At 39.3% G+C, this 13,034-nt stretch carries 8 protein-coding genes and 1 pseudogene; 1 reads left to right on the plus strand and 8 read right to left on the minus strand.

What is annotated here, in order from left to right:
* The 8 genes and pseudogenes from V7659_RS04035 to V7659_RS04070 form a co-directional block, all read right to left on the minus strand.
* A pseudogene (locus tag V7659_RS04035) lies at positions 1-307 on the minus strand (ABC transporter ATP-binding protein); the annotation flags it as partial.
* Positions 308-403: 96 nt separating this feature from the next.
* Positions 404-1,543, minus strand: a complete 1,140-nt coding sequence (locus V7659_RS04040) for a Gfo/Idh/MocA family protein (protein WP_144554336.1) — start codon at positions 1,541-1,543, stop codon at positions 404-406.
* A gap of 36 nt (positions 1,544-1,579) precedes the next feature.
* Positions 1,580-2,566 (minus strand): carbohydrate kinase family protein, encoded by a 987-nt coding sequence (locus tag V7659_RS04045; protein ID WP_335538277.1) that lies wholly within the window; start codon positions 2,564-2,566, stop codon positions 1,580-1,582.
* 150 nt (positions 2,567-2,716) lie between these two features.
* Entirely contained in the window at positions 2,717-6,523 is a 3,807-nt protein-coding gene (locus V7659_RS04050) for a GH32 C-terminal domain-containing protein (protein ID WP_335538279.1), read from the minus strand.
* Positions 6,524-6,594: 71 nt separating this feature from the next.
* Entirely contained in the window at positions 6,595-8,073 is a 1,479-nt protein-coding gene (locus tag V7659_RS04055) for a glycoside hydrolase family 32 protein (RefSeq protein ID WP_335538280.1), read from the minus strand.
* Positions 8,074-8,158: 85 nt separating this feature from the next.
* On the minus strand, positions 8,159-9,775 hold the full coding sequence (locus tag V7659_RS04060) for an ABC transporter substrate-binding protein (protein ID WP_335538281.1): 1,617 nt from the start codon (positions 9,773-9,775) through the stop codon (positions 8,159-8,161).
* 61 nt (positions 9,776-9,836) lie between these two features.
* Positions 9,837-10,718, minus strand: a complete 882-nt coding sequence (locus V7659_RS04065) for a carbohydrate ABC transporter permease (RefSeq protein WP_335538283.1) — start codon at positions 10,716-10,718, stop codon at positions 9,837-9,839.
* 18 nt (positions 10,719-10,736) lie between these two features.
* Positions 10,737-11,672 (minus strand): ABC transporter permease, encoded by a 936-nt coding sequence (locus tag V7659_RS04070; protein ID WP_335538286.1) that lies wholly within the window; start codon positions 11,670-11,672, stop codon positions 10,737-10,739.
* A gap of 262 nt (positions 11,673-11,934) precedes the next feature.
* On the opposite strand from V7659_RS04070, the gene V7659_RS04075 reads away from it, so the two are divergent.
* Positions 11,935-12,840 carry a nuclease-related domain-containing protein gene (locus V7659_RS04075; protein WP_335538285.1) on the plus strand — a complete coding sequence of 302 codons (906 nt, stop codon included), beginning with the start codon at positions 11,935-11,937 and terminating at the stop codon, positions 12,838-12,840.
* The last annotated feature ends 194 nt before the right edge of the window (positions 12,841-13,034 follow it).

Here is a 13,034-nt window from a genome sequence, read left to right on the forward strand (position 1 = left end):
CCAATTGATGAAGACGAGTATACAACTCTTCCCTTATCGTAAATATTACATTTTGCGAAATCCGCTCAAACATTAATTGATACCTATAACGAATCACTGTCTTGGTTATGGTTACACCAATCATTAATCCCAACAGGGGCCATAATAAATCATTCTGATGTCCATAAATGACCTTTTCGATGATTTTACCTGCAATATAGGGATTAAACATATTTAGTAACGAAACAACTAGAACGAGAGAAAGACCAAAGAATAATTTAACTTGGTAATTCCGCATATACCCCCATACCCAACGTATACTATGCATGTATTTACTTCTCCTTCCTATAGTTCATAAAAACTAAAGTGAAAAGCCCTCCTTTAATTAAGAAAGGGCTGTACCTAATTTACTAACCTATTTCTTTTATCTTAATCCTTTAAGTTCCGGTGTTAAGATTGATTTCATCTCTTCCAGAACGGTATCTTCATAGGCATGTTTTTTCCCATTAAGTATGTCTTGAACTTTAACGGGCTTGCCGATTGTTGCAGATTCAAGAGCAGCAAATACAACTCCTAATGCTTCCAGGCCTCTCATCGCACTCGAAATAGGTGTTTTATTTTCAGCAATGGCTTCCCATAATTCTACATAGGAATGAGCGAATGGATGTTTAACGATATTCGGGGCAAACCGCTCAATCAATTCCGGCATCAGAATTTTTTTCCCATCTTCAAGAGTTGCATGAAGCCCAGGGCGAAGGCATCCCTTACTTCCATAAATCCACACACCTCCTGTCCCTTCACCATGGGCTGATGTAGCACACATCCAATGACCGAGTCCTCCATTTGTAAACTTGAAGACCGTAACGGCCGTGTCTTCTCCCGTAGGTTTGACCGTTACATTCCCATTACTTAATTCTTTTTCAAAAATTTCCGTATAGGCAAAAACTTCATCAATCGAACCATTAATCTCAGTAAAAAAGTGAGTTCTATGAACTCCATGATCATTGATCCAGCCCGCCCCTGCTTGACCTTTCATATGACGCCATGGCGTACCGGCGAAAAATCCGCGATTCAATGTAACAGTTGCATAATCAATTATGAAAGATACGCGACCAATCAGACCTTCTTTTACTGCCTCAGCAATAGCAACATTTTCTGCCCCTAATACGCTGGGTTCGGATAATGTTAAGACTCTATTATACTTTTTTGCATCAGCGATCATTTTCCGGCCAAAAGACGGGGAAATGGAAAGCGGCTTTTGCATTTGTACATGAACCCCTGCTGCAAAGCAATCTTCTGCTACTGTATGATGCAAATCATGATTGATTAGGATGGATATGGCATCTAATTGTTCTTTTTCCAACATCAAACGATATTCCGTATAGACTGCAGGACGGTTGCCTAACCGCTTTTCCACCTCTGAAGCAAACTGCTCAGCCCTTTCCTGCTGAATATCACAAACCGCTGACAATTCAAATGTTTCAATTCCGTTTCTTTTTAACTCTTTCAACCCTTCAACATGTGCCATCGCAATAACACCACAACCAATAAAACCTAGTTTCATTAGACACTCTCCCTTAAACTTATAAAATGGACTGACTTAAAGACTTTTAATCAGCGTATCTTTAAAACTGTTTATTTCCACTTGGGTCGGCAGGACAGAAATGGCCCCTACTTTCGTGCAGACCATCGCTCCCACTTTATTACTAAAGGAAATGATTTGTTTTAGGTGTGCGAAGTCTTCTAAAACACTTTTCGGCTCTTCTGCTTTCGCCAGCTGGTAAAGCGTTGCTCCTACGAAAGCATCCCCGGCACCGGTAGAATCGATTGCATCAACTACAATACTAGGGATGGTTTCGATGTGATGGTCATTTGAAATCAATGTCCCTTCTTTCCCTAACGTAACGGCTACTGCTATTGCCCCTATTTGATGAAGGGCAGCGATTCCTTCTGTTAAATTATCTGCTCCCGAGATAACCTTTAATTCATCATCACTGACTTTGACAAAATCAGCGATCGCGATTCCCTTTCTTACCAACTCTACAAATTGTTCTCTTCTTCCCTTCCAAAGGTCATGTCTAAAGTTAGGGTCAAATGAGATAAATTTTCCTTTATTTTTGGCATCCTGCATTAAATTTAAATAAGTGGTTTGAAATGGATCATCCAATAAAGCGGTCGCTGAGCCAAAATGTAGAATACTCGATTCCATGATTCTTTTTTTATCAAGATCATTTTCCGTTAAAAATGCATCTGCCCCGCGATTAAAAACAAAATCTCTTTCTCCATTTGCTTTTAGCGAAACAAAAGCTAATGTTGTTGGATGCTCATCATCGAGCACAAGCATGGAGGTATCGACATTCACTTCATCTAATGTATTTTTTAAAAAATGCCCAAACGGATCATTGCCAACTTTTCCACTGAATAAGGCATTGCCCCCCAGTTTCACAATCGCTGCACACACATTCGCAGGGGCTCCCCCAGCCTGTTTTACAAAATTTTGACCTTTTACTAAATCAAAATCTATATCTGTACAGAAAAAATCGATTAATATTTCTCCAATACAAATGACTGATGAATTGTTTTTCATTTTAGCTCAACCGTCCTTTCAAATTGTTCTATATAGTAACTTGTTCATGGCCTTGCAAAAACAAAGCTCTAACCTTTGATTAGAGCTCTGCCGAAAAATAAAAATACCTATCACTGGAAGTTAACGATAATTTGCGTTTTTTTTACCTCTTTATTTTATATCAGACGAAAGTGTCCACTGCTGACGCTCCGGATCCGGATTCAAATCATTGAGTGTCAAAATTCCCTCTCTCGATACTTCGAGTGCCTTGCCATTATGAACAGAAGTGATTCTTACAGTACCATTGTCATTTTTGGTAATAATCCAACGCTGATTATTATAGCCAAGATAGTTGTACAGCTGAATTTTATTTTGCCCTGTATCCATATCTAACGCTTTGCCGCCCTCTGTACGTATGGAATAAGAACCATGCTCATCACCGGTTGGAATCAAAGTCCATTTTGTAGCTTTTTCTGCATCAGCTACGGTCACAGGCTCCCCGTTCTGAGAATTGGCAGTATAAATCGCTTTGCCGGTTGCGATATTCTTAAAGCTTGTTACGGTTAAGTTTGCTTCTGACACATTGCTGACATTAACATTCTGATAGGTGGCTTGACCACCAAATACATTTAAACCAAAATGGCCTTCTGCAAAGGTTCCATCCTGTAAATCCATGATTTTCTGACTATCCACATAAATCTGGATATGAGGACCTTTCGCTTCGATTCTCACCTTATATGTCCTTCCTGGTTGAATAAGGGCAGGCACCTTCCCAATTACCATACGGTCCTCAAAACCACCGTCAATCTTGTAAAAAAGACGAAAAGCCTTCATATTCGGATCAAGATTGAAGTAGTAACCGCTTCTTCCATCTTCACTTGCCCGGAATAGAACGGAACCTGCTCCTCCTGTTTGTCCCAGTATCATATCTGCTTCATAAGTAAAGTCTCCTGCAGTTTCCTTGGCCATATAGTTTGCATCACTTGTATGCGTTCCACGGATTCCATTTTCGGTAATTGTCCATTTGGAGGCAGAAAGATCTGATTTCCATCCAGTCAGATTTGTATGGAATTCACCCTCATACACTCTTACAACTACACTTGCCGAAGCCTTTCCATTTGGTGTGGAGGCTGTAATTATCGCTTCTCCTTTGCTTCCTGCTTTAAGTACTGCTTTTGAGTTAGTTGATGAATCAACCTTTACTACATTGGAATTACTAGATTTCCAAATAATTGACTGAGTTCCCTTTCCTTTTCCATTATCTACGGAAGCAAACAATGGTAGAAAATCACCGATATTCATCTCTCTTTGATTTGTATCCATTACAATTCTTGTATCCTCATCCGCGTTTTGGTTCCAAGTATCTGCAAGAGAATGTACTTTTAAGGATACAACTTTCACATCGCCTCCCTTGGTGTAGAAATTCACACTGCGACTTGAAGGATCAGGGAAAATAACATCAGAAAAAACTACTTTTCCATCATTGGCAAATACTTCAATGGACGAATCATCTACGAAGATATTCATTTTGATACGTTTATTATCCGGTTTTAAAGGAGCTTCATGTAAAGTGGAAAATAGTCTTGAGAAATCAGTTTCTCCTGACTCAGCACGATCAACGAATATTCGATTATCTGCAGTTTTGTAGCCAACGACTGTTTTTTGGTCAGCCCCTTCATGAACATGAAAACCAAATTCGGTTAATTTGCTGGTAGAAGGAATTTCAATCTCCGCTTCTATTTCAAATGCTCCTGAAGAGATTCCCTTCAACAAGTTGGAGGCATTAGTCGGATTGACTACCTTGTTCTGTGTCTGGAAAATGGTACTGCGAATCGACTGTAGTTCCTTAATAGGAGCTTGTGCAAGTCTTATCCCTTCATCTGTTTTCACCAATCTTAATTCTCTCGGAATAGTCAATTCTCCCTTCCAGCCCATAGTTGGAAAAGCGAATGGATAATCCCAGTTGGTCATCCATGCCATTATCACACGACGGTTATCCGGCATATTGGCGAAGGACATAGATGCGTAGAACTCCTTCCCGTAATCCGTTTTCAGTACTTTACCTGCTGTATTGTCATTGACGAATTTACCATCCGCTGTCAAATGCCCTACAAAATACTCCGCATCGGATCCCTGCGTCTTCGGATTTGCTCCTGTACTAATCATCAGAACCCATTTTTTCTCTCCCGTACCGTCTACCTGAAGTTCGAAGAGATCAGGGCATTCCCATACACCGCCACGAACATAATTTCCATAACCAAAATTATCAGTAAGCTTCCAATCTATTAGGTTAGTAGAAGTAAAAAAGCGAATGTGATCTCCTCCAGATACAACCATGACCCATCGATTGTTCGCATCATCCCGGACTACTTTAGGATCACGGAAGTCCCAGCCTCCTGGATCTTCTCCATTCTTGCCCGGATTCTCAATGACAATTGGGGACTCCGTTGAATATTTCCAAGTACGTCCCTGATCAGAACTGTAGGCAAGACCAATACGCTGATTACCATTAGGTCCATCTGGATTAAAGGAAGTGTAGTATGCAATTAGCCCTTTACCACCAGAATTAGTGAATAAACCGGAAGCATTATTCAGGTCCGCTACAGCAGAACCAGACCAAACATGCCCATGATCATTCCATGGCAAAGCAATAGGGAGGCGTTTCCAATTCACCATATCCTTACTTACTGCATGAGCCCAAGTCCCCCCATCTTGGTGAAATAAATGATACTCGCCTTCAAAGTAGACGAGCCCATTCGGATCACTTACAGAGCCTCGAGCTGGAGTATAATGATAATTTGGTCGATATTTTTCTTTGTAATAGCTGGATGTTGGAACAAGATAAATATCCTGGAAATAAGCAGAACCTGATGTTACAGAAAATCCGGAAAATCCAGTACTGTAACTCATATCCGCCACTTTTACAGCTGCCTCAGAATATCCATCAACATAAAGTTCGATTTGATTGCCGTTTGTTATAATTTCAAGATGGTGTTTGGCACCTTTTTTGGTTAAATAGGTGCGGTCAGATGTTTTGAGCACAGTACCGTCCGCCTTCTCCAAATGTGCTTTGACAGTACTTCCTTCTTTCATAAGCACGGCCTGGTAACCAGTTGTTCCTTGTTCATTGGTACGAAATGAAAGTGCTGCTTCTGATGGAGCTTGATCAAAAGAAATATTTCCTTCAAGCACAAAGTCACTTGCACTCTTATTGTAGATTTGCTTGGCTTTCACACCATCAACAGCAATTCCCTTCAGACCTTTGATTGCTGGTTCCCAGCTTCCTTCCTTATATAGGGATCGGCCTAGATTTGTAGAAAGTTCGCTAACTTTTACATTTTGAAACAACGCTGCTCCATCCCATACATTAAGGCCAAGAAAACCCTTATGATATGTAGCATTATGGACATCAATAATAGGAGCATACTGATTCCCCCAATAAACTTTGATATGATCTCCAACCACCTTCACCTTCAGATGATAGATTCCTCCCTCTTGCAGGTTAACTTGGAATTCCTCTTTTAATTTTTCCTTGTCACGAGCATCACGAAGACGAATGATTCCCGCATTTGGAACGATTTGCAACATGTAAGAGCCCCAGCCATCTTCATTAGAACGGAATACTAGGGTGGCGTCCGCATTCATGTCTATTATTTTTACATCCGCTTCATAAATAAAATCTTCAGAATTAACACTTGATATAGCCATTACATTCTCTTTAGGTTCTGAAGTAAGCAAAAGTCCCTGTTCAGTGTCTTCTAACGTGCCTTTCCCTTTAATTTGCCAGTCTGTCAGATTAGTAATTGTTTTGGATACACTTTCAATAATTGTCGCACCCTCCCGCGTTTCTTTACTTCCCGTTTCATTCGATTCGGTTGCCCAGCCTGTTGTAGGATCAACAAGAATCGTGCCCATGGAGGCAGCGATAAGTACGATGGACAAAAATACAGAAGTCCATTTTATCAAAGTTGGTTTCATCCTTTGTCCTCTCTTCCAAAAACAAGGCTCTAACCCAATTTATTCGATTAGAGCTTTGCCTAAAAATAAAGTTACTTCTCCCAAATGGAATCTAGTTCTGTTAGTTTTAATGAAGACACTCGGATATTTCCTTCGTTTGAAAATAAAACAATTTTCTCATATGGTTGGTTTGGAAAGATTAAGCTAGTAAATACTACCTTGCCATCATTTGCAAATACTTCTATGGAAGAAGCATCAATAAAGATTTGAAGTTTGATTCTGTCATTTTTCGTCTTCAGCGAAGCATTTTGTACCGCTGGGAAAGATTCTGAAAAACTATTTTCTCCAGCATTAGTTCTGTCAACTGATATTAGTTCCTTTTCCACATCATAACGAATCACTGTCTTTTCATCTTCAGAACTTTGTAAAACGATACCAAAGGAATTAGAAGTTTGTTTTTCAAACTCCATATTCACTTCCATTAATGGACTGAACATGTTAAAAGATGTGGGTTGGTTTGATTCAATCGTTAGATTTTGATAACCCTGTGAACCTTTTCGAATCGAATTAATTTCTGGTACTACTTTCTGGACCAAGCGAACTCCATCGTCACTAGAAGTTAACGATAATTCTCTTGGCAAGGTCATCGCACTCCGCCAATCTTCAGTTGGTACTTGGTTTGCATAGCGCCAGTTACTCATCCAGCCAATATAAATTCTTCTTCCATCTTCAGCTGGGATATCAGACCAACTTACGCCTGCATAATTATCCCTGCCATGATCCATCCAAAGAATTGTTTCATCAGTATTTTCATTTACAAAGGTTGTTCCGTCAAAATCACCTATAAAATATTGTGTTCTTGAACCTTCTTTGAAATCATGATTATCACCAATGCTGACAAACAGGACCCATTTTTGGATGTTTTCATCACCATCTACTGGCAATTGAAACAAGTCAGGGCATTCCCAAACGCCGTCATGTGACCCAGCATTATTTCCAAATTCACTTGCAAACTCCCAATCTTTTAGGTTTGAAGAGGTGTAAATGGTGATGGATTGTCCAGTCGCTAGCACCATTACCCATTTATTTGTTTCTTCATGCCAAAAAACCTTTGGATCACGATAATCGGTAATGTTTACATCAGAAAGTACGGGATTTCCTTCGTATTTGGTCCATGTTCTTCCATTGTCGGTACTATAAGCAAGACTTTGACGCTGACGCGGCCGCTCGGAATCTGGATAGTTATCCGCACTCGTATAAATGGCTACCAACCCAGGTCCATTCTGGAAAAATCCTGATGTGTTATTCCAATCCACTACTGCACTTCCAGAGAAAATTGCACCATGCTCATCTGGATATAGCGCGATCGGCAGTTGTTCCCAGTGAATTAGATCTTTACTAACCGCATGTCCCCAGTGCATGGGCCCCCATGTGGTCCCAAAGGGATGGTACTGATAGAAAAGGTGATATTCATCATTAAAAAAGACCATTCCGTTCGGGTCGTTCATCCATTTTTCCTCAGGTGAAAAATGAAATTGCGGCCGATGTTTTTCATTATATCGTTGTGTCATTCGGTTTCACTCCTTTGTTATTTTACATTCGAATAAGGCTGTACGAATGCTTGCACTGTACAGCCTCAGCCAAAACTTTCATCTATTATTTTGTCGCTCTATCGTATCCTGCTTGTTTGATTTTTATCCAATCTTGTAACCCTAGACGATCTAATTCTTTCAAATATCCATCCCACTCTTTTTCCACTTTGCCATTTTGAATCCATTCCGCACGTTTTCTCATCACATAAGCAAACATATCTGTTTCAATGGTAGTAAGCTTGTCACTATCTTCAAGAGAGAAAAATACTCTTGGATAAATATTTTCGGCAGTCATATGCGGAACCATAACATCCTTCATTAGCCCTAATCTCCATGCCGCGTCATCTGGTTTGGTGGTAACTTTTCCGTAGTACTCATCTAAAATCGCTAATGGCCCACCGACATTTGTTTTTTGTCTTAATTCAACTGGCGCAGCACCTTCTAATGGTAAGTGTTTTAGCATTCCTGCCGTTTCGTCTAATTCAAAGATGTTTTGCTGCTTTTTATCGCCATATGTTCCCCAGTTGTTTTGTACAGATTGTTTTGGCTCATATAATTGATCGATCCATTTTGCCGTTAATTCAATATTTTTATCAGCACTTGTAATAACCATTCGACCTCGGTCAAAGCCCATACCATTGGTTCTAGCTACGTTCACATGACCATCAGGACCAGCCAGCGGCTTCATTAAGTCATACTTGTCATTCATTCCGGTAATATTAGCTTTATCCCAAGTGAAATATAAACCATAACGATTATCTTTACCCTTTGCTAGATACGTATTCCAATCCTGTTCAAACGCTTCCACATCGATTAGGCCTTCTTTATATAATTCATTGAGGAATTTAATCCCTTCTTTATAGCCTTTATCTGAGGCAGTAAAGGTGACTTTCCCATCATTGCTTACAACCGTATGATCCCAGTTTTCCCCAAGGCCAAATGAACCAAATAAGAATGCTAAGTCTTCCCCTCCTGCTTGCTTACCAATGAATGACATCGGGATTTCATCAGCTTTTCCGTTACCATTTGGATCTTTTGTTTTAAAAGCAATCAATACTTGCTTTAATTCTTCTGTTGTTGTCGGCATTTTTAATCCTAATTTGTTTAACCATTCAACATTAATCCATGGGAAATCATCGACCGAGTGAATACTTTCTTTCCCTGAGCCCAGCTCCTCAATCCATGGAAAGGAATAAATATGTCCATCAGGAGCCGTCATCATCGCTTTATATTCAGGTGCAGCCTCGAGGACCTTTTGTAAGTTAGGCATGTATTTCTCAATTAAATCTTCTACTGGAATAATCGCCCCATCTTTTGCTAGCTTTAATAGATCATGGTCATTAAAACCTGCGTCTAAGATCGCGTCCGGCAAATCACCGCTCGCCATTGCCAGGTTTCTTTTTTCAATAAAAGCATCTGAGGTGTAGTTTTTCCACTTAATATGAACACCAGACTGTTCTTCTAAACGCTTATAAATTAGCTTTTTATTAGGATCAGCCGGCGCCAATGGCGAGCTTTGCGTCATAAAGTTTAATGTCACTTTTTCCTTTAAAGGAAATGAAATATCCTTTAGTTTGTATTCTTTGGATGATGCTGTTTCACTTTTACCGCTGTCACTGCATCCTGAAACTAGCAATATTGTAGCAAGTGAGGCAGCCATAACTTTTTTTACATTTTTCATATAATTATCCTCCTAAATGTTGTGTGTAAGCATTTACAAGAAAATCTATTAAATCGGCTCATTATTTCAATGAGCCCACCATAACACCTTTTTCAAAATATTTTTGGAAGAATGGATACATGACCATTAGAGGCAGACTGGAAATGACAATCGATGAGTATTTAATCATTTCTGAGAGCTTTTTAAGTTCAGCCATTGCCTGCTGATCACTAATCATTCCAGGACCGGTTTGATTTTGAATCAATATCGATCTCAGCACTAATTGTAATGGGTGTAAATTTGGATCTTCGAGATAAATCATTGCATCAAAGTAAGAGTTCCATTGACCAACAAACGCATACATCGCCAAAACGAAGATAATTGGTTTGGAAAGCGGCAAAACGATTTTAAAGAAGATTAATAGATCAGATGCTCCATCAACCTTAGCTGCTTCATGCAATTCATACGGAATCCCTTTGAAATAAGTCCTTGCCAAGATAATATTCCAAACATTAACGGCTCCGGGGATTAAAATCGCCCAAGGGGTATTTAACATCCCGAGGTCTTTTACAACTAGGTAAGTGGGGATAAGCCCGCCCCCGAAAAACATGGTGATCATAAATAGTGTCATGAAGAAGTTCTTCCCGACAAAACCATTTACCGATAACGGATAGGCCGCGAAAATACAGACTACAACAGTGATAATCGCGAATCCTACCGAGTAAAGAATCGAATTGATAAAGCCGCGCACCATTGCATCATTGGTTAAAATCAGCTGATACCCTTTAAAACTCCATTCTGAAAAATTGAATGAAATCCCTTTATTTAATAGAACCGTTGGATCCATGAATGAGGCTAGGACGACATAAACCAAGGGCACTAACACGACTAATACAGCAATGCATAGAAAGATATTATTAAAGCCTAATATGATTCGGTCTATGCGGGTGTGCTTAATATTCATATCAAGACTCCTTTTTCGTTAATATAAACCTTCTCCTTCGTTTAATTTCTTCACGATTTTATTTACAACAAATAATAGAATGACGTTAATAACTGAATTGAATAGGCCAACCGCTGTTGAATAAGCATAATCACCTGCCTGCAACCCTACCTTATATACATAAGTAGGCAGGATTTCTGATGAAGGTAAATTCATTGAGGTTTGCATTAAATAGGCCTTTTCAAAGCCAATCGACATAATCCCCCCCGCTGCCAAAATAAAGGTCACGGCCATTAATGGCTTCAGTGTCGGTAAATCGATATGGATCATTCTTTGAAGAATATTTGCTCCATCAATTGTTGCTGCGTTGTGCAATTCAGGGTCCACATTAGCTAAAGCGGCAACGTAGATAATCGATGACCAGCCTGCAGCCTGCCAAATGCCAGAGATGATATAGATCGACCTGAAGTAATCTGGGTTTGACATAAACATAAGTGGCTTTCCTGTTATGAAACTAACAAGTTGATTGATGGGACCTGTTGGTGATAGGAAAATGAACACCATACCCACGATTACGACTACCGAAATAAAGTTTGGTGCATAGAGTACAAGTTGAATATTCTTTTTAACAGCTGCCCTGCGCAGTTGATTAAGCATTAACGCAAGGATAATCGGAACTGGAAACCCTATGATTAGTCCAAAAAAACTAAGTTTAAGCGTATTCATAAAAATGTCTGCAAAATTTGGTGAAGATAAGAATTTGGTAAAATTATCAAAACCGACCCAATCACTGCCTAATATCCCTTTGATCGTACTAAAATCTTTAAAGGCAATAACCGCTCCATACATAGGGATGTATTTAAAAATGATAGTTAGAATAACAGCTGGTGCAATAAGCAAATAGAGATGGTAGTTTTTCTTGATATAATCAAGTTTGCTTTTCAATTTTGATGCTGCTTTCTTTTCGGTTGGAATTTTTAAAGCGGTTTCCTTTTGGGTATTTACTAATTCTTGCAAGCTTTTAACCTCCTATCTTTATTGGTTTATCTGGTTCTAACTTTAACAAATTTAAAAAAGGGAAGAGTTTAATATCTTTGGAAACGGAGGTTTAAAATTTTCGGCAGTTGAAAACGATTGCAATAAGTTCGAGAAAAGATTAACAAAATATTCACGCATTTCGACTGTTAATTTTTATATGATAAATATGGAGTTTTGAAAATGAGAGAGGAAGTGGGAAATGCCTTTTAAAGCCCGAACAGTCCCTGTTGAATTAATCAAATTACGAATTTTACACAACCGAATGAATCTATCACGCGAGGAGAAACGGTATTATTTATACCAAGAAAAAGGCTATGCGGGTGAAGTTCAGTTTGATTTGTTAACAGAGAAGATTAAGAGTGAGTGTTATATTTTAAATGATTTGGTGCTGAAGATTAATGACACGACATTCCAACTAGATACCACGATCATTTTTCAAAAGACAATTAGCCTTTTTGATGTAAAAAACTCCGAAGGAGATTATTGTTTTCGCAACGGCGCCTTTGAGACGCTCGCTGAAAAGGAAATTAAGAATCCGCTCTATCAGTTGAAGCGCAGCAAATCCTTATTCCGCCAATTACTCCAAAAGCACGGATATAATGTAACTATTGAGGGAAAGGTTGTTTTTATTAACCCCCGGTTTACCTTATACCAAGCTCCTCTTAACGAACCTATCATTTATCCAACGCAGTTAGACAAATTATTGGAAGAATTAAATGCAACTCCGTCGAAATTAACCAACCAGAATAAGGAGCTAGCTGAAAAACTAGTTTCGTTACATGAAAGGGACTTCTCATTTATTAAGGTACCGCCATATGACTATGAGCAACTGAAGAAGGGGATAACTTGCAGAGATTGTGGTTCGTTTATGATCACTGTCTTGGGAAAGATTGTTACGTGTAATGATTGTGGATGCAAAGAGATAGTTGAATCTGCTGTTTTACGTAATGTGAAGGAGATTAAGATTCTTTTTCCTAATCTGAAAATAACGACCAAGGTTGTGCACGAATGGTGTGTGTTGGTTAAGTCCAAGAAAAGAATAAGCAGAATTCTAGAGAGACATTTTAAGACGGTAGGGGTACGTAATTGGACTTATTATGAGTGATCCTAAGAATCTCTGTGAAAGACATTTTTCCTGGTTCTCTATGTAGTTTTGTCCATCGGAACCTTTGCGATAGACATTTTGCCTGTTCCCTTGGGCGGTTTTGTCCATCGGAGCCCTTCCGATAGACATTTTGCCTGTTCCCTTGTGTGGTTTTGTCCATCGGAGCCCTTCCGATGGAGTCAAGTCCTGATTAT

It is taken from the genome of Neobacillus drentensis, from assembly GCF_036966985.1.
Lineage (GTDB): Bacteria > Bacillota > Bacilli > Bacillales > Cytobacillaceae > Neobacillus > Neobacillus drentensis_E.

Excerpts from the sequence above, each read along its gene's own strand:
- V7659_RS04040 (WP_144554336.1), bottom strand. The coding sequence starts at position 1,543 with ATGAAACTAGGTTTTATTGGTTGTGGTGTTATTGCGATGGCACATGTT.
- V7659_RS04060 (WP_335538281.1), bottom strand. The coding sequence starts at position 9,775 with ATGAAAAATGTAAAAAAAGTTATGGCTGCCTCACTTGCTACAATATTG.
- V7659_RS04075 (WP_335538285.1), top strand. The coding sequence starts at position 11,935 with ATGCCTTTTAAAGCCCGAACAGTCCCTGTTGAATTAATCAAATTACGA.
- V7659_RS04045 (WP_335538277.1), bottom strand. The coding sequence starts at position 2,566 with ATGAAAAACAATTCATCAGTCATTTGTATTGGAGAAATATTAATCGAT.
- V7659_RS04065 (WP_335538283.1), bottom strand. The coding sequence starts at position 10,718 with ATGAATATTAAGCACACCCGCATAGACCGAATCATATTAGGCTTTAAT.
- V7659_RS04055 (WP_335538280.1), bottom strand. The coding sequence starts at position 8,073 with ATGACACAACGATATAATGAAAAACATCGGCCGCAATTTCATTTTTCA.
- V7659_RS04050 (WP_335538279.1), bottom strand. The coding sequence starts at position 6,523 with ATGAAACCAACTTTGATAAAATGGACTTCTGTATTTTTGTCCATCGTA.